This is a genomic window from Planotetraspora kaengkrachanensis (genome assembly GCF_016862895.1).
GTDB classification, from domain to species: domain Bacteria; phylum Actinomycetota; class Actinomycetes; order Streptosporangiales; family Streptosporangiaceae; genus Planotetraspora; species Planotetraspora kaengkrachanensis.
The window spans coordinates 32,302-49,185 of sequence record NZ_BONV01000004.1; the positions used below are offsets into that span (position 1 = coordinate 32,302).

Consider the following 16,884-nt stretch of genomic DNA (forward strand, 5'->3'; position numbering starts at 1 on the left):
ATCCCCGAGGCCCTCACCCGCTCGACCAGTGCCGAGATGTTCTCGTGGTGCGGGCCGAGCGGTGGCGGCTCGCCGTCCTCTCTGAGCATCCCGATCGCCTGGCGGAGCCGTTCCGTCGTCGCTGCCGCCGCCTGGCGCAGCGAGGCCGCCGAGGCCCGATGCCGGTCGTCGAGATCGGGTGCCATCTCCAGCGCGCCGGCGCGCAGCGCGATGAGCGCGAGTTCGTGTCCGAGCGAGTCGTGCATGTCCCCGGCGATGCGGGCCCGCTCGCGGAGCCTGGCCTGATCGGCCACCATGTGCCGCTCGCGGTCGCGCCGCTCGACCCGCCTCCGGACGTGGCGTCCCACCGCCCACGGCAGCAGGCTGCTGATGAGCACACCCGAGAGGATCGGGACCCAGACGGTCTCCTGCGGAACGGGACCGGAGGATGCGACGAGCGCGACGGCGCCCCCGACACCGAAGATCAAGCCGAAGATCCGCAGGGCGGCGCGCGGCCGGTCCATCCGCCGTCCGGCCAGGTAGCTGAGGGCCACGATCGCGAGCGTGAACCCGTTCACGGGTCCCACCTTCACGATGGTGCCCAACTGCCAGAGCTGGACGGTGGCCAGCGACTCCGTCGCCCGCCACGGCCCCATGACGAGGACGACCACCATGGCGGCGAGGGGCGCCGCCCGGCTGACCAGAACGGCGGCCGTGACGACGGACATGCCCGCCAGCACGACGAGGACCAGCGTGTTGCCGGCCAGCGGTTCCCAGGCGTAGGGGTCGCGGGGCGGGAGCACGATCGGCAGGCACAACACGGCCCAGAGGAGGAGGTCGGCGAGGATCTCCCGGCTGTTCGCCCGGCGAATCCATCGCGTCATGATCTCGACGCTACAAGCCGGGACGCGGGCCGCCCTCCTCCGTGAGGACCACCCGGCCCCTGCCGAAGGTGGGGGGTGGGCGGTGCCGTTCGTCCGCGGCGCCGGGCAGGCCGTCGTCCGTAGCGTCGGTCATCATGACCGATGCGATCCTCGACCTGCTCGGACAGGTCATGACGTCCCCCTGGGTCTACCTCGCGCTCTTCGCGGTCGCGTTGGTCGACGGGTTCTTCCCCGCGGTGCCCAGCGAAACGGCGGTCATCACCGCCGGCGTCTTCGCCGCGACCGGCCGGCCCGAGGCGGTCTTCGTGATCGCCGTGGCGGCGCTCGGCGCGTTCGCCCGGGACCACGTCTCCTATCTCCTCGGTCGGGCGGGTGGGCGCCGGATGCTCAGGCGGTTCGGGCCCGGCACTCGGGGCCGCGCCGCCTTCGAGTGGGCCGAACGTGCGCTCGCGGAGCGCGGCGGCCTGCTGCTCGTGGTCGCGCGTTACATCCCCGGCGGACGCACGGCGGCGACGCTGACCGCCGGCGGCGCCGGGTATCCGCTGCGGCGGTTCTCGCTCTTCGACGCCGTCGCCGCGGTCTCGTGGGCGGTGTACTCCACGCTGATCGGGGTCGTCGGCGGCATGGCCTTCGAGGACGATCCGTTCAAGGGACTGCTGCTCGGCCTCGGCATCGCGATCACTGTCACGGTCGCCACCGAGGTGGGCCGGCACCTGCGCGGGCGGGCCGCCAGGCGGCAGGTGCCGGCTGATCTCTAGGCGTGGGGGCAGGTGTCGCGGTACTCCTGGATCGCGGTGCTCCTCGGCGCCGGGCAGAGGAACTGGTCATAGCGGGTGTCGTTGTCGATGAAGCGCTTCATCCACGAGATCATGTACTTCGCCATCGTGGTGTTCGACGTCTGTGGGAAGAAGTGCGAGGCGCCGTTGAGTTCCATGTACGCCTTCTCCGACGACGCCGGGATGCTGTTGTAGAACGGCTCCGAGTGCGACGCCACCGGGGCGACGGTGTCCGACTCGCCCCCGATGATCATCGTCGGGACGCGGACCCCCGACCAGCTCTTGGTCAGGTTCCACGGCGCGAGCGGGATGGCCGCCTGCAGCGACGGACGTGAGGCCGCGGCCTCCAGCGTGCCGCCTCCGCCCATCGAGTGGCCCGCGACGGCGAGCCTGCTCGAGTCGATCCTGCTGCGCACCGAACTCGACTGCACGAGGTAGTCGAGCGCCGCCAGGAGCTGGCGGCCCCGGCTGTCCGGCTGGTCGTAGATGGAGTCGGTCTCGATGCCGATGACCACGAAGCCCTGCGAGGCCAGGCGGGGACCGAGCCAGCTGAGACTCGACCACCTCGCGGTGAACCCTGGGGAGATCGCGATGGCGCCGAAGGTCCCCTGGCTCGTGTCGGTCGGGTAGTAGATGGTGCCGCCGCCGAATCCGGTGACGAGCGAGGAGACCGAGGTCTGCGCGGTGGCGAACGGGCCGCGGGAGGCCTCGATGCTCGCGTTGGTGGGAGCGGGGCCGCGCTCGTACGGGTTGTCCGCGGCCTGGGCGCCGGTGCCGAAGGCGACGCTGCCCACGGCCATGGAGACCGCCAGGCCGACGGCGGCGACCAGCCGGGCGGCGCGGGGACGCCGGGTGGGAGAGGGGGTGACGGGACGGGAGGGGATCATCCGTGGCTGCACGTTGCTGTGCTCCCTGCGGTAAATGGGGAGCCACGCAGGCGGCCGTCCGGTTCAGTGCGCTGGACGGCTGGCGCCGGGTGGGGGTTCCCGCTGGCTGCTGACCGTCGCCATTGTTCGGTCGCCGTGCCGCCCCGGCATCGGCGAAATCACGTGCCTTGTCACGACTCGGTGAGCTGACCCGGTGTGGTGGCACGGGTCATGACAGCAGCCGGACCAGTTCCACGCGGGAGCGGATGCCGAGTTTGGCGAAGATGTTCCTGAGGTGGTGCTCGACGGTGCGCGGGCTCAGATAGAGGCGGGCCGCGACCTCGCGGTTGGTGGCCCCGTCCGCGACGAGCCGGGCGATCTGCAGTTGCTGGGCCGTCAGTTGGTCGGTCTTCGGTGACAGGGCGGGCCGGACGGTCTGGCCCGAGGCCCGCAACTCGCCGCCCGCCTGCTCGGCCCACTGGCGGGCGCCGAGCCTTTCGAACGTCTCGAGCGCATCGCGCAGGTGCCGCCTGGCGGCGGTGGGCCGCCGCCCTCTGCGCAGGACGCCGCCGAACAGCAGTTGCGTGCGCGCGGTCTCGAAGTCGCACGAGCCCTGCTGATGCAGGTCGAGGGCGTCGCGGAAGAGGCGCTCCGCCTCGCCGGGCTCGGCGAGGAGCGCCTGGCAGCGCATCGCCAGCGCGAGCCTGTCGGGGCTCCGGGTGCTGTCCGCCCATCGGTCCAGCACCCGGAGCGCGGCCGCGGCCTGCTCCCGGTCGCCCGTGCGCGCGGCCGCCTCGATGAAGGTGGGGGTCGCCATGACCCGCACCACGACGTGGTTGTTCCTGCGTTCGGCCCCCAGACGGGCGGCGGCGTCGGCGACGCGGCCCGCCGCGAGGTCGAGGTGGGCCAGCGCCCAGTTGCCCAGGGCGGCGGCGACCCCGAGCCCGTGGGCGTCGGCGAGTTCGAAGGCCGCCTGCGCCCGGATCCTGCAGGTCTCCTCGTCGCCCTGGACGGCCGCGGTGAGGGCGAGCCACGCCAGGTGGTGGCCGGCGGCGTTCAGCCGTCCGGTCTCCTGGGCCAGCCGGAGACCCTCCATGGCGTTGGCCGCGACGGAGTCGTACCGGCCCATCCAGATCTCGGCCTGGATGACCGACTCCAGCAGGTGCGGCAGCGCGGAGTCGCTTCCCCGGTTGCGCGCCACCTCCACGGCTCTCGTGGCGAGCATGTGGGCGTGCCCGTCCTCGCCGAGCAGGAGGCTCGCGACGCCCGCCCAGACCGGCATCGCGGGATTGCGGACGGACGAGGCGAGCCGCAGCACCCGGCGCAGCGGCCCGGCGGCCTCGGCGTGCCGCCCCTTGAAGGTCGCCGCCAGCCCGGCCAGGTACTCGAACATGAGCTGGGTGGCGGGCGAGTCGTCGGAACGTCGTACGGCGGCGGTCTGGCGGGCGATGGCGATGAACCGCTGGTTGTCCCCGGCGAAGTAGCTCGCCTCCGCGGCGCGCACGAGCGCGCGGACGCCCAGCCCACGGTCGCGGTCGAGGAGCCACCCGGCCGCGGCGAGGAACTTGTCGTGGGCGCTCGCCGTCTCTCCCGCGAGCAACTCCAGGCTGCCCTGCAGCAGGTCCGCCCGGCCGCGCGTCTCCTCGCTGATCGTCAGCGAGCGCAGCCGCGCGAGCAGCGACCTGGCGTGCTGGGGCCGGCCCGCGATCGACGCGTGCCGGGCGGCGGACGCCAGCCGCGCCGCCCTGACGTCCCCGCGTCCGGTCAGTTCGGCGGCGCGTTCGAAGGCGAGGAACGGCTCGGGGTGGCCGCCTTGGCGGCGGGTCGCCTCGGCCGCGGCGGCGAGTTCGTCGCCCAGTTCCTCGGCTGGGCCTTCGAGGGCGGCCGCGCGGTGCCAGGCCCGGCGCAGGCGCTGGTGACCGGCGTCGAGGAGGTCCGCCAGCACGCTGTGCGCAGCACGCCTCCGGGCGGCCGAGGCGCCGTCGTACACCACCGCGCGCATGGCGGGCTCGTCGAAGACGTACCGGTCACCCGCCGTCCGGACGATGTTCGATCTCTCCGCCGGCTCGAGGCCGACGAGCGGGCATCTCGGGCCGGAGGCGCGCAGCAGCGTCGCCGTGTCCAGGTCGGGATCGGCCGCGATAAGGAGCAGGAGGTCCCGGGTCCCGGAGGGCAGACCGGCCAGGCGGGCGGCGTGCGCGCGCCACAACCTTCCGGACGGAGGCAGCGATTCCGGTGGCGGGGCCGCCCCCGTCAGCTGGTCGGGGGTGAGTGAGCCGACGAGTTCGCAGAGCGCGAGCGGGTTGCCCTGGGCGATGCGTTCCAGCGACGCCCGCAGGTCGTCGCCGAGCCGTACGGGTGACAGGTCGTCGGTCAGTTCCCGTGTCGCGGCCCCGGTGAGAGGAGCGAGCGCGTGGGACGGGACGCCGCCGGGCCCGGTGTATCCGGCGTCCGCGGTGAAGACCAGCGCGACGCGTTCCCCGGCCACGCGGCGGGCGGCGAAGAAGAGCACGTCCCGGCTGGACGCGTCGAGGTGGTGCACGTCGTCGACGCAGACGAGCAGAGGTTTCCCGGCCGCGACGGCCGAGAGCAGGTCGAGCGCCGCCGCCGGCAGCGCGAGCCCGGCGTCGGCCACGCCCAGTTCCAGCACCCGGCGCAGGATGGCGGCGCGGGCGGGCGGCAGCGCCGCGAACGCCGTCGTGACCGGCCGCAACAGGCCGTGCAGCCCGGAGAACGCGACCTGCGCCTCCGGCTCCACACCGCAGACCCTCAGCACCGTGAAGTCATGCGCCTCCGCCGCGGCGAGGTCGAGCAGCGCGGTCTTGCCTATGCCGGCGGCGCCGAGCAGGATCACCGCCCCGCCCGACGAGGTGCGCGCCCCGGCGAGCAACCGCCTCAGCGACTCCTGCTCCTCGTGCCGGCCGCGCAGCACCGGTGCCTGAACAGTCCGGGGGGCGCGAGACACGCTCCCCAGTGTTACGCGCACATGTCATCCCTGAAAGGGAAATGTCGGCTGGGTTAGCGCATCAGCAGACAACTGGTGATTTCACCGATGCGCGCTCCCGGGGGACAACCGGCGCGCGAGCGACTCGAGCGTGGCCACGATCTCGGCCACCTGCCCGGGGTCGTTGGTTCCCGCCGCCGCGGCGATCGCCCCTTCGATCGACGAGGCGCGTACCTCCTCGAGCCGCGGGGAGACCTCGGGCGCGTGCCGGATCAGTACGCGGCGGCGGTCTCGCGGATCGGGCTCCGTCACGATGGAGCCCGCCTCCTTGAGCCGGGCGACGGCGCCCGACACGGCGCTCTGCGGCAGGCCGGTGCGGGCGGCGATCTCGCCGACCGAGGTCTCCGGATGGTCCCTCAGGTCGCTCACCACCACCAGGACGGTTCGCACGCCGGTGCGCTCGACGCCCTGTGTGGGCATGGCCTCCTCCCCGATCTTCATCAGGGTCCGTCCGAGGAGGAAGAGCTCGACACCGTTCATGCATCCATGATACATCAAAATAGATGCATCAAGATTGATGTATTTGACCGGAAGGAACTGCTCATGGAAACCGCGGAAATGATGCGCGTGCCCGGCGCGAGGCTCTACTACGAGGTCCGCGGCAGCGGACCGGTGCTGCTCATCTCGCAGAGCGGGGAGGGAGACGCGGGACGCAGCCGCGACATGGTCGACCATCTGGCGGCCGCCTACACGGTGGTGACCTACGACCGCCGCGGCCTGTCCCGCAGCACGCTCGACGATCCGGCCGCGGGCGCCACCGTCGCGGATCACACCGACGACGTACGGCGCCTGCTGGGCGAGGTGACCGACGAGCCCGCCTTCATGCTCGGCTGCAGCTTCGGCGCGGTCCTCGGCCTTCATCTGGCGATCGAGCACCCCGGGACGCTCCACACGCTGATCGCCCATGAGCCGGTCGCGCCCCGGCTGCTGCCGAGCGAACTGGCGGTGCGGCAGGAGCATGAGCTCCTCGAATTGCGGGACCTCTACCGGCGGGAGGGATTGGCGGCGACGTTCGCCGAGGTCGCGCGCGTCCTCGGCATCGATCCTCTCGCCCAGGAGACCGAGCCGGGCGTCACCCGGTTTCCGATGGACGACCGCAGGAAGGCGAACTTCGCGTTCTTCGTCGAGAACGACTTCGCCGCCGTCGCCCGGGACAAGCTCGAGGTCGGCGGGCTGGCGGGCTCGCCGGTCCGGATCATCCCTGCGGTCGGCCGGGCCACGCCGCGGACCGTTTTCGACCACCGCTGCGCGGTCGAGCTCGCCGCCCTGCTCGGTGTCGAGGCCCAGGAGTTCCCCGGCGGCCACAACGGCAACCTGACCCATCCCCGGGCGTACGCGGCCAGGGTCCACGACCTGCTGGGGAGATGACGCACTCGGTGGGGCGCGCTCACGTGCCGTGGATCAGATCGACGTCCTCGGGCGCGGCGGCGACGCCGTTCTCTGCTGCGGCCTGGGCGAGCAGCAGCTCGCCCGTGTGCGCGAGGTGGGAGCGCATCGCCCGGCCGGTGGCGTCGGCGTCGCCGGCCTCGACGGCGGTGAGGATGGGCTCGTGCTCGGCGGCGATGTCGGCCAGGGTCCGGGAGCGGTCGACGGTGGAGGCGCCCAGCGTCATCGTCGCGTCGCGCAGGTTGCCCGCCACGCTGACGAGCTTGCGGTTGGCGCCCGCGGTGAGCAGGAGCTCGTGGAAGGCGCGGTCGTGCCGCATGAAACGGGGCTCGTCGTGGTCGCCGGCGGCCGCGCGCATGGCGTCGAGCTCGGCGCGCATGGCCTCGATCAGGGCGGGGTCCGCCCGGCCCGCGGCGATGCGGGCGGCCGGCACCTCCAGCAGCAGGCGGAGGTGGAACACCTCGGCGATCTCCCGGGGATCGCGTCTGAGCACACGGAAGCCGCGGCTGCGCTCGAACCGCACCATGCCGGCCTCGGCCAGCCGGAGCATCGCCTCGCGGACCGGGGTGCGTGACACGTTGAGCTGGGCGGCGAGCCGATACACCGAATAGAGCTCGCCGGGGCGCAGCTCGCCGGAGTGGATGGCCTCGCGGACGGACTCGATGACCTGCTCCGTGAGGCTGGACGTGCCGTCGACCGCTAGCACTGGGCACCTTCCGGATCCGGATCCGCGCGGGGGACCCTATCCCCGAACATCGTTCTGTCCATCGTTGACATGCAGCATGCTACATGCCAGATTCGGAAATCTGCTGGTAACAGTGCAAAACGGAGGAATTGGCATGAAAGTGCATGTCCTCGACTGCGGAGCGATGAGCTGTGACCTGACCTGGCTGCTGCTCAAGCCGGGCCGTTCCATCAGACCGAGAACCGAGCGGGAAAAGCCGGTCGAGTGGTACTCCTGCACCACCCACGCCGTACTCGTCGAGACCGACGAGGGCACCCTCCTGTGGGACACCAGCTGCCCCCGCGACTGGGAGACCCGCTGGCTCCCCACCGGCCTCCAGGAGTTCTTCCCCTACGACCAGGTATCCGACGAGCAGTACCTCGACGCCAACCTCGGCCGGCTCGGCGTGAGCCCGGAGAGCCTCGACTACGTGGTGCTCTCCCACCTGCACTTCGACCACGCGGGCAACGTCCGGATGTTCGCGGGCACCGGTGCTCGCCTGGTCTGCAACGACAAGGAGAAGGAGTTCGCCTTCGGCTACGAGGGCGCGTTCACCGGGGCGCACCTGAAGGCCGACTACGAGGGCCTCGACTTCGAGACGGTGTCCGGCGACACCGAGATCCTTCCCGGCGTCACGCTCATCGAGGCTCCCGGGCACACCCCCGGGACCATGGCCATGCGGGTCGACCTCCCGGAGTCCGGCACCATGATCTTCACTTCGGACGCCGTCTACATGGGCGACTCCTACGGGCCGCCCGCCACTCCCGCGGCCATCGTCAACGACCTGAACGCCTGGTACGCCTCCGTCGAGAAGATCCGCTCGATCGCCGAACGGTCGCAGGCCAATGTGATCTTCGGCCACGACACGGAGCAGCTGCGCGCCATGCGCACCGCTCCCCACGGCTTCTACAGCTGAGGGGAGGCGACCCGTGAACAGCGCTCCCGCCAATCCCGAGTCCGTCTTCACCTACGGCGCGCCCGCCCTCAAGTTCGGCCCCGGCGCGTCGGGGGAGATCGGCTTCGATCTCGCCCAGTACGGCGTGCGCCGCGTCCTCGTGGTCACCGACCCCGGGGTCGCGGCGACCGGCGGGCCCCAGCGGGTCGCCGACCAGATCGCCACCTACGGCATGGAGGCCGTCGTCTACGACGGCGCGCACGTCGAGCCGACCGACGAGAGCCTGGCCGCCGCCATCGAGCACGCGCGCGCGACCGGCCCCTGGGACGCGTTCGTCGCCGTCGGGGGAGGATCGAGCATCGACACGGCCAAGGCCGTCAACCTCCTCACCACCAACCCCGGCGAGCTGATGGACTACGTCAACGGGCCGGTCGGAGGCGGCCGGGCCCCCTCCCAGCCGCTCAAGCCGCTGGTCGCGGTGCCCACGACCACGGGCACGGGCTCGGAGAGCACCACCATCTGCGTGCTCGACGTGCTGGACCAGAAGGTCAAGACCGGGATCAGCCACGTGCGGCTGCGCCCCGTCCTCGCGGTCGTCGATCCCGACCTGACGCTGACCCAGCCGGCCGGGGTGACCGCGGCGGCGGGGATGGACATCCTCTGCCACGCGCTGGAGAGCTACACGGCCAGGCCGTACACGTCCTTCGAGCACAAGCGCCCGGAGGAGCGGGTGCCGTACTGCGGGTCGAATCCCGTGGCCGACATGTGGTCCGAGCGCGCGCTGCGCCTGCTCTCCGGCTCGTTCCGCCGGGCCGTACGCCAGGGGGACGACGCGGCGGCCCGGGCGGACATGGCCCTGGCGGCCACCTTCGCCGGCCTCGGCTTCGGCAACGCGGGCGTGCACATCCCCCACGCCAACGCCTACCCGATCGCCGGGCGGGTCAGGGACTTCCACCCGGACGGCTATCCGGCCGACGAGCCGATGGTGCCGCACGGCATGGCCGTCGCGCTGACCGCTCCCGAGGCGTTCAGGTTCACGTTCGAGGCCGAGCCCGAGCGGCATCTGCGCGCCGCCGAGCTGCTCGACCCGGCCGCGGACAAGCCCGACGATCTCGCTGAGCTTCTCCCCGGCGTGCTGATGGCCCTGATGCGCGACATCGGCATCCCGAACGGCATCGGCGGCGTGGGCTACGACGAGGCCGACGTGCCCGCCCTGGTGGAGGGCGCGATGAAGCAGCAGCGGCTGCTCGCGACCTCCCCCCGGCCGGTCTCCGAGGACGACGCCGCGGGCATCCTGACCCGCTCGATAGCGCTCTGGTGAGGTGACGACATGGCGATATACGAGCTTCGCTGCGACGGCGGGCATCGGTTCGAGGTCATCCAGTCCTTCTCCGCGCCGCTGCCCGACTGCCCGCACTGCGGCGCGGCCACCGGCAAGGTCCCCAGTCGGTTCGGCATCGGGGGCGCCGCCCGCACCCCTCCGCCCGCCGCGATGATGCCCCAGACCTGGCGGGGCACGTACGGCGGCGACCGCGAGTACGTCACAAGGCTGCGGCGGACCGCCGAGGCTAGGCGTGACCTGGAGGAACGCCACCCCGAGCTCGCAGGGGACCGGCGCCCGGTCATCGCCCACGAGGGGCGTTACGAGAACGCGCCGCTGCGCGCGGGCGACCGGCCCCACCCCCACCCGCACGGGCATGCCGGCGGGGCCGCCGGGGAGGGGGGATCCTGAAGCCGGCCGAGCTGGCCGCGGCGCTGCGCCGGGCCGGCGTGCGCGACGTCGACGCCTCGCCGAGTCGCCGCGCGGAGTACTCCTCCGACGCCTCGCTCTACCGGGTGCCCCCGGCGGTGGTGGCCTTCCCGCGCGACGCGGACGAGGTCGCCGCCGCCCTCGTGACCTGCGCGGCGGAAGGCGTGCCGCTGACCTCACGCGGCGCGGGGACGTCCATCGCGGGCAACGCCGTCGGGCCCGGGCTGGTCCTCGACTTCGCCCGCCACATGAGGCGGGTCAAGTCGCTCGACCCGGAGAGGCGGACCGCGGTCGTCGAGCCCGGCGTCGTGCTCGACACACTGCAGGGCCTGGCCGCGCCGTACGGGCTGCGCTTCGGGCCCGATCCCTCGACGCACGACAGATGCACGATCGGGGGCATGATCGGCAACAACGCGTGCGGATCGCGGGCCCTCGCGTACGGCCGGACGGCGGACAACGTCCTCGCGCTCGACGTTCTCACCGGAGGCGGCGAGCGGCTGACCGCCGGGCGCGGCACGGGCGGTTCACCCACTCTCGCCGCGCTGGAGGGGATCGTCCGTGAGAACCTCGCGGTGATCCGTACCGAGCTGGGGCGGTTCGGCCGCCAGATCTCCGGATACTCGCTGGAGCACCTGCTTCCGGAACACGGCTTCGACGTGGCCAAGGCCATGGTCGGCACCGAGGGCACCTGGGGAGTGCTGCTCGAAGCCGAGGTCTCCCTGGTCGAGGCGTCCGCGCACAGCGTGCTCGTCGTGCTCGGCTACCCCGACATGGCGACGGCGGCCGACGCCGTGCCCGCTCTGCTGCCCCATCGGCCGGTGGCCCTCGAAGGCATCGACGCCCGCATCGTCGACGCGGTGCGCACCCGGCGCGGTCCCGGCCGAGTGCCCCCGCTTCCGGCGGGCGGCGGCTGGCTCCTGGTGGAGCTCGGCGGCGGATCGGCGGAGGAGCTCCGCTCGCGGGCCGCGGCGCTGGAGGCGGACGCGGGGGCGGCCGGCAGCCTCCTGGTCACCGACCCGGCTCTCGCGGCCGCCGTCTGGCGGATCAGGGAGGACGGCGCCGGGCTGTCGGCGCGCACGCCCGAGGGGGCGCCCGCGCACGCGGGCTGGGAGGACGCCGCCGTCCCGCCCGAGCGCCTCGGCGCCTACCTGCGCGGATTCGAGGCGCTCATGGCGGGCTACGGGCTGACCGGCATGCCGTACGGGCATTTCGGCGACGGCTGCCTGCACGTGCGCATCGACTTCCCCTTCGGCCGCGCGGAGGGGGTGCGGGTCTTCCGCGAGTTCCTGCTGGACGCCGCTCGACTGGTGGCCTCGCACGGCGGCTCGATGTCCGGTGAGCACGGCGACGGCCGGGCGCGCGGCGAACTGCTGCCGCTGATGTACTCCCCGGAGGCCCTTTCGGCCTTCGCCGCGGCCAAGGCCGTCTTCGACCCCGGCGACGTGCTCAATCCGGGAGTGATCGTACGGCCGGCCGCCGTCGACGCGGGCCTTCGGCCGGTGCCGCCGCCCCCGGTCACACGGGGGACGGTGTTCCGCTATCCCGACGACCCCGGTGGCCTCACCGCCGCCGTGCACCGGTGCACCGGGGTCGGCAGATGCGTGTCCGTGGCCCCCGGGGGCGTCATGTGCCCGTCGTACCAGGGCACCCGTGACGAGAAGGACACCACGCGAGGCCGCGCACGGGTCCTGCAGGAGGCCGTGCGCGGTGCGCTGCCGGGAGGGTTGCGGGCGCCCGAGGTGCGTGAGGTGCTCGATCTGTGCCTGTCCTGCAAGGGATGCAGGTCGGACTGTCCCACGGGCGTCGACATGGCCACCTACAAGGCCGAGGTGCTCCACCAGGCCTACCGCCGCCGTCTCCGTCCCGCCGCCCACTACACGCTCGGGTGGCTGCCCCGCTGGGCCCGCCTCGCCGGTCTCGCGCCCCAGGTGGTCAACGCGGTCCTCAGCGGGCGGGCCACGGCCGGGCCGGTCAAACGGCTGGCCGGGATCGATCGCCGTCGCGCGCTGCCCCCGTTCGCCGAGCGCCCCTTCCACCGGCAGGAGCACCATGGGGACGGCGCGGGCCCGCCTGTGCTGCTCTGGGCCGACACCTTCACCGACCGGTTCTCGCCGCGGATCGCACAGGCCGCCGCGCGGGTGCTGAACCGGGCGGGCTTCTCCGTGACCGTCCCCCGCTCGTCCCTGTGCTGCGGGCTGACCTGGATCTCCACCGGGCAGCTCGGCGCGGCCAGGCGCAGGCTCCGCCGTACGGTCGACGCCCTGGCCCGGCACGCGGAGGCGGGCACGCCGATCGTCGGGCTCGAGCCCTCGTGCACCGCCACGCTTCGTTCGGACGCGGTGGAGCTGCTCGGCGCCGACGACCGCGCGGCCCGGCTCGTCGCCGGTTCGGTCAGGACGCTCGCGGAGTTCCTGAGCGGCCTGCCCGACTGGACGCCGCCCGATCTGAGCGGCGTCGAGGTGCTGGCCCAGCCGCACTGTCATCACCATGCGGTGATGGGGTGGGAGACCGACCGGGCCCTGCTCGTCCGGGCGGGAGCCTCGGTCACGTCCGTCGGCGGGTGTTGCGGCCTGGCGGGCGACTTCGGCGTCGTCCGGGGGCACTACGAGATGTCGGTCGCGGTCGCGGAGACCCGGCTCCTCCCGGCCGTACGGCAGGCGGGACCGGGCACGGTCCTGCTCGCGGACGGCTTCTCCTGCCGCACCCAGCTCGACCAGCTCGCCTCCGCGAGGGCCTGGCACCTGGCCGAGCTGCTGGCCGGGGACGTGGTCACGCCGCCCCCGGCCGGTTGACGGGTGTCGCCTAGAAGTCGTCGTCGAAGGTGACCGTGCCGGTCACCCCGACCTGGTACGCCGAGACCCGGCGCTCGAAGAAGTTCGACAACTCCTGGACGTCCTGGAGCTCCATGAAGGCGAACGGGTTCTTCGACCCGTAGAGCGGCTGGATGTCGAGCTGCGCGAGCCGCCGGTCGGCCACGTGCTCCAGGTAGGCGCGCATGTCCGTCAGCGACAGGCCGGGCACGCCCTGCCCGAGCAGGTCCTCGGCGAACTGGACCTCGCAGTCGACCGCCTCCGCGAGCATCTCGCTGACCTGGCGCCGCATCTCGTCGTCGAACAGGTCGGGCTCCTCGCGCCGTACGGTCTCGACCACGTCGAACGCGAATGCCATGTGCATCGACTCGTCGCGGAACACCCAGTTGGTGCCGGAGGCGAGGCCGTTGAGCAGTCCCCGCGACCGCAGGAAGTACACGTAGGCGAAGGCGCCGTAGAAGAACAGGCCCTCGATGCAGGCCGCGAAGCAGATCAGGTTGAGCAGGAAGGCCCGCCTGTCGTCTCGCGTCTTCAACTCGCGCAGATTGAAGACCGAGTCGATCCAGCGGAAGCAGAACTCGGCCTTGCGCCGGATGGAGGGGATGTTCTCGATCGCGTCGAAGGCGGCGAAGCGCTCGGCCTCGTCGGGCACATAGGTGTCCAGCAGGTTCAGGTAGAACTGGACGTGCACCGCCTCCTCGAACAGCTGGCGCGACAGGTAGAGCCGGCCCTCGGGCGAGTTGACGTGCTGGTAGAGGTTGAGCACCAGGTTGTTGGCCACGATCGTGTCGCCGGTCGCGAAGAAGGCGACCAGCCGGCTGATCAGATGCCGTTCCGCCGGCGACAGCCGGGCGAGGTCCTTGAGGTCGGAGTGCAGATCGACCTCCTCGACCGTCCAGGTGTTCTTGATCGCGTCACGGAAACGCTCGAAGAAGTGCGGGTAACGCATGGGCCGCAACGTCAGGTCCATGCCGGGGTCGAGCAACATCGGGCTCTCCTTGGGATCGGCGGCGGTCACTGGCAGGCCTCGCAGGACTCGGGGTTCTCCAGGGAGCAGGCGACGGCGTCCTCCACGGGAACCGCCTGCCTGGCCACGGCCACCGTGGCCTGCTGGATGCGGGTGGCGGGCCGCGACCGCAGGTAGTACGTCGTCTTCAGGCCCGACTTCCACGCGTGCAGGTACATCGAGCTGAGCTTGCCGATGCTCGGCGCGCTCATGAACAGGTTGAGCGACTGGCTCTGGTCGATGTACGGCGCCCGCGCGGCGGCCAGGTCGATCAGCGCCCGCTGCGGCAGTTCCCACGCCGTGCGGTACAGCTCGCGCAGCTCGGCGGGCAGTTCCCCGATGCCCTGCACCGAACCCTCCGCCCGCTTGATGGCGTCCCTGATCTCCTGCGTCCACAGGCCCCGGGCCTTGAGCTCTCCCACGAGCGCGGTGTTGATCTGGAGGAACTCGCCGCTCAGCGTCTCGCGCTTGAACAGGTTGGACACCTGCGGCTCGATGCACTCGTAGCAGCCGGCGATGGAGGCGATGGTCGCGGTCGGGGCGATGGCGATCAGCAGGGAGTTGCGCACCCCGTGGGCGGCGATCCGCTCCCGCAGCGCCGCCCAGCGCTCGGTCTGCGTGACGGTCACCCCCCACAGGTCGGGCTGCAGGTCGCCCCTGGCCACCCGGGTGCGGTCGTAGGCGGGATGGGCGCCGAACCGCTCGGCCAGACCCGCGGAGGTCTCCAGCGCGGTCAGGTAGATCTCCTCCGCGACCCGCGTCGACAGCTCCTTCGCGGCGGGAGAGTCGAACGGCAGGCGCAGCGCGAAGAAGACGTCCTGCAGGCCCATGACGCCGAGCCCGACCGGGCGCCACCGGGGGTTGCTCGCCGCCGCCTGCTCGCTCGGGTAGTAGTTGATGTCGATCACCCGGTCGAGGAACGTCACCGCGGTGCCGACCGTGGCGCGCAGCCGCTCCCAGTCGATGTCCCCGCCGGCCAGGTGCGCGGCCAGGTTGACCGAGCCGAGGTTGCACACCGCGGTCTCGGTGTCGCTGGACACCTCGATGATCTCCGTGCAGAGGTTGGACAGGTGCACCACGTCGCCGGGCTCGGCGGTCTGGTTGCACAGCCGGTTCGAGGCGTCCTTGAAGGTCATCCAGCCGTTGCCGGTCTGGGCCAGCGTGCGCATCATCTTGCCGTACAGGTCGCGGGCCCTCACCTGGCGGACGTACCGGCCGTCGCGTTCCGCGGCGCGGTAGAGCGCGTCGAACTCCTCACCCCACAGGTCGGGCAGCTCAGGGAGCTCGTCGGGGTCGAACAGCGACCACACGTCGTCGGCCTCGACCCGGCGCATGAATTCGTCGGGGATCCAGTTGGCCAGGTTGAGGTTGTGGGTGCGCCGGGCGTCCTCACCGGTGTTGTCCCGCAGTTCCAGGAACTCCTCGATGTCGGGGTGCCACGGCTCCAGGTAGACGCAGGCGGCGCCCTTGCGCCTGCCGCCCTGGTTGACCGCGGCGACCGACGAGTCGAGCGTCCTGAGGAACGGCACGATGCCGTTGGACTGGCCGTTCGTGCCGCGGATCAGCGCGCCCCGGGAGCGCACCCTCGACCAGGAGATGCCGATCCCGCCGGCGAACTTCGACAGGTGGGCGACCTGCGCGTACCGCTCGTAGATCGACCCGAGCTCGTCGCGCGGCGAGTCGACCAGGTAGCACGACGACATCTGGCTGTGCCGCGTCCCGGAGTTGAACAGGGTGGGCGAGCTGGGCAGGTAGGCCAGCGACGACATCAGCCGGTAGAGCTCGACCGCCTCCGCGGGGTCGTGCGCCAGCCCGCAGGCCACGCGCAGCAGCCAGTACTGCGGGGTCTCCACGACCAGCCTGGTGACCGGGTGGCGCAGGAGGTAGCGGTCGTAGACCGTGCGCAGGCCGAAGTACTCGAACCGCAGATCACCTCGGAGGTCGACGGCGTCGTCGAGTTCGCGGGCTGCGGCCGCGACGAACTCGGCGGTCGCGTCGCCGATGAGTCCCTCAGCGTGGCCGAGCCGGATCGCCTGGCTGAAGGAGGCGACGCCCTGGCCGCGCACTTCCTTGTCGATGTATCCCGACAGCAGACGTGCGGCCAGCCGTGAGTACTGCGGCTCCTCGCCGATCATCTCGGCGGCGGTCTGGATCGACAGCCGGTCCAGCTCGTCGGTGGTCGCGCCGTCGTACAACCCGCTGATCGTCTTCGTCGCCACCCGCAGCGGGTCCACGTCGTCCAGGTCCCCCGCCCAGTGCTCGACCGCACGGACGATCTTGTTGACGTCGACCGGCTCGGCGGAACCGTCGCGCTTGCGCACCCGCATCTGCGTCCGGTGCGGCGCCTCGGCGCCGGTTGTCGAAACACCCTCTGTGAGCGTCACAGCTCTCCCCTCGCGACCCTCTGACCGGAGGCCCGATCGGCGCGCAGGGAGGCATGCCGGCGCATGCGCCGCCAGGGCGCGCGCCGGAGCCGTCGGCCGTCCCGCGCGGCCTAGGACCAGCCGCGCACACGTGTCGTGCGCGGCGCGCTGGCAGGTCTTCGGACTCATGGGCCGTACGGCGGACGCCGTGTTCCTACTGGCTGTCGCTTCCCGGACCGCCACCGGCTCGGGCCGGATGGATCCAGTGCATGTGACAGCGGTCGTTCCCAATCACCGCTGCGGGGCAGCTCCGGAATTGGCGAGGCTCGCGCGCCGGGCACGCGAGCACGACCGCACCGGATTCCCTCTTGCCTCGGCCGCCCTGAATGGACGGCCGAACCAGCTGCAGGGGACACCATATATAGGGGTTCGGAGAAAGTC

13 protein-coding genes, 1 pseudogene and 1 riboswitch are annotated in these 16,884 nt (G+C 72.1%); of the genes and pseudogenes, 6 read left to right on the forward strand and 8 right to left on the reverse strand.

Annotated elements, in window-relative coordinates; translation table 11 throughout:
• Nucleotides 1-86 precede the first annotated feature (86 nt).
• Nucleotides 87-863: pseudogene (locus tag Pka01_RS06570) on the reverse strand (histidine kinase); the annotation flags it as partial.
• A 10-nt stretch (nucleotides 864-873) separates the two neighbouring features.
• Nucleotides 874-999 carry a hypothetical protein gene (locus tag Pka01_RS41165; protein ID WP_275414434.1) on the reverse strand — a complete coding sequence of 42 codons (126 nt, stop codon included), beginning with the start codon at nucleotides 997-999 and terminating at the stop codon, nucleotides 874-876.
• On the opposite strand from Pka01_RS41165, the gene Pka01_RS06575 reads away from it, so the two are divergent.
• Nucleotides 998-1,621: a DedA family protein gene (locus Pka01_RS06575; protein WP_203881710.1), complete on the forward strand. Its 624-nt coding sequence runs from the start codon at nucleotides 998-1,000 to the stop codon at nucleotides 1,619-1,621. The two genes, Pka01_RS41165 and Pka01_RS06575, sit on opposite strands and share 2 nt — an antisense overlap.
• Here the strand turns inward: Pka01_RS06575 and Pka01_RS06580 are convergent.
• The 3 genes from Pka01_RS06580 to Pka01_RS06590 form a co-directional block, all read right to left on the reverse strand.
• On the reverse strand, nucleotides 1,618-2,526 hold the full coding sequence (locus tag Pka01_RS06580) for an alpha/beta hydrolase family protein (RefSeq protein WP_203882005.1): 909 nt from the start codon (nucleotides 2,524-2,526) through the stop codon (nucleotides 1,618-1,620). The two genes, Pka01_RS06575 and Pka01_RS06580, sit on opposite strands and share 4 nt — an antisense overlap.
• Nucleotides 2,527-2,734: 208 nt before the next feature.
• Nucleotides 2,735-5,470, reverse strand: a complete 2,736-nt coding sequence (locus tag Pka01_RS06585) for a LuxR C-terminal-related transcriptional regulator (RefSeq protein WP_203881711.1) — start codon at nucleotides 5,468-5,470, stop codon at nucleotides 2,735-2,737.
• 81 nt (nucleotides 5,471-5,551) lie between these two features.
• Nucleotides 5,552-5,989, reverse strand: coding sequence for a MarR family winged helix-turn-helix transcriptional regulator (locus tag Pka01_RS06590; protein WP_203881712.1), 438 nt, complete (start codon nucleotides 5,987-5,989; stop codon nucleotides 5,552-5,554).
• A 63-nt stretch (nucleotides 5,990-6,052) separates the two neighbouring features.
• Here Pka01_RS06590 and Pka01_RS06595 point away from each other — a divergent pair, with 63 nt between their 5' ends.
• On the forward strand, nucleotides 6,053-6,877 hold the full coding sequence (locus Pka01_RS06595; protein ID WP_203881713.1) for an alpha/beta fold hydrolase: 825 nt from the start codon (nucleotides 6,053-6,055) through the stop codon (nucleotides 6,875-6,877).
• 19 nt (nucleotides 6,878-6,896) lie between these two features.
• Here Pka01_RS06595 and Pka01_RS06600 read toward each other — a convergent pair whose 3' ends face one another.
• Nucleotides 6,897-7,601: a GntR family transcriptional regulator gene (locus tag Pka01_RS06600; RefSeq protein ID WP_203881714.1), complete on the reverse strand. Its 705-nt coding sequence runs from the start codon at nucleotides 7,599-7,601 to the stop codon at nucleotides 6,897-6,899.
• Nucleotides 7,602-7,734: 133 nt separating this feature from the next.
• Here Pka01_RS06600 and Pka01_RS06605 point away from each other — a divergent pair, with 133 nt between their 5' ends.
• Genes Pka01_RS06605 through Pka01_RS06620 form a run of 4 tightly spaced genes read left to right on the forward strand, consistent with a single transcriptional unit; the run spans nucleotide 7,735 to nucleotide 13,056 of the window.
• Nucleotides 7,735-8,535 (forward strand): N-acyl homoserine lactonase family protein, encoded by an 801-nt coding sequence (locus Pka01_RS06605; RefSeq protein ID WP_203881715.1) that lies wholly within the window; start codon nucleotides 7,735-7,737, stop codon nucleotides 8,533-8,535.
• Nucleotides 8,536-8,548: 13 nt separating this feature from the next.
• Complete coding sequence (locus Pka01_RS06610) at nucleotides 8,549-9,835, forward strand: hydroxyacid-oxoacid transhydrogenase (RefSeq protein ID WP_203881716.1); 1,287 nt, start codon at nucleotides 8,549-8,551, stop codon at nucleotides 9,833-9,835.
• A 9-nt stretch (nucleotides 9,836-9,844) separates the two neighbouring features.
• Nucleotides 9,845-10,246 carry an FmdB family zinc ribbon protein gene (locus tag Pka01_RS06615; RefSeq protein WP_203881717.1) on the forward strand — a complete coding sequence of 134 codons (402 nt, stop codon included), beginning with the start codon at nucleotides 9,845-9,847 and terminating at the stop codon, nucleotides 10,244-10,246.
• Between the two features lie 38 nt (nucleotides 10,247-10,284).
• On the forward strand, nucleotides 10,285-13,056 hold the full coding sequence (locus tag Pka01_RS06620; protein WP_239114782.1) for an FAD-binding and (Fe-S)-binding domain-containing protein: 2,772 nt from the start codon (nucleotides 10,285-10,287) through the stop codon (nucleotides 13,054-13,056).
• Between the two features lie 10 nt (nucleotides 13,057-13,066).
• On the opposite strand, the gene Pka01_RS06625 is transcribed toward Pka01_RS06620, so the two are convergent.
• The gene (locus Pka01_RS06625; RefSeq protein ID WP_203881718.1) at nucleotides 13,067-14,062 is read right to left on the reverse strand and encodes a ribonucleotide-diphosphate reductase subunit beta; all 996 of its coding nucleotides are present in this window, start codon (nucleotides 14,060-14,062) and stop codon (nucleotides 13,067-13,069) included.
• A 26-nt stretch (nucleotides 14,063-14,088) separates the two neighbouring features.
• Nucleotides 14,089-16,464: a ribonucleoside-diphosphate reductase subunit alpha gene (locus Pka01_RS06630; protein ID WP_239114783.1), complete on the reverse strand. Its 2,376-nt coding sequence runs from the start codon at nucleotides 16,462-16,464 to the stop codon at nucleotides 14,089-14,091.
• 132 nt (nucleotides 16,465-16,596) lie between these two features.
• A riboswitch (cobalamin riboswitch) is annotated at nucleotides 16,597-16,862 on the reverse strand.
• Nucleotides 16,863-16,884 lie beyond the last annotated feature (22 nt).

Coding starts and splice junctions, on each gene's coding strand:
- Pka01_RS06575 (WP_203881710.1), top strand. CDS start 998: ATGACCGATGCGATCCTCGACCTGCTCGGACAGGTCATGACGTCCCCC.
- Pka01_RS41165 (WP_275414434.1), bottom strand. CDS start 999: ATGATGACCGACGCTACGGACGACGGCCTGCCCGGCGCCGCGGACGAA.
- Pka01_RS06580 (WP_203882005.1), bottom strand. CDS start 2,526: ATGATCCCCTCCCGTCCCGTCACCCCCTCTCCCACCCGGCGTCCCCGC.
- Pka01_RS06590 (WP_203881712.1), bottom strand. CDS start 5,989: ATGAACGGTGTCGAGCTCTTCCTCCTCGGACGGACCCTGATGAAGATC.
- Pka01_RS06595 (WP_203881713.1), top strand. CDS start 6,053: ATGGAAACCGCGGAAATGATGCGCGTGCCCGGCGCGAGGCTCTACTAC.
- Pka01_RS06605 (WP_203881715.1), top strand. CDS start 7,735: ATGAAAGTGCATGTCCTCGACTGCGGAGCGATGAGCTGTGACCTGACC.
- Pka01_RS06615 (WP_203881717.1), top strand. CDS start 9,845: ATGGCGATATACGAGCTTCGCTGCGACGGCGGGCATCGGTTCGAGGTC.
- Pka01_RS06625 (WP_203881718.1), bottom strand. CDS start 14,062: ATGTTGCTCGACCCCGGCATGGACCTGACGTTGCGGCCCATGCGTTAC.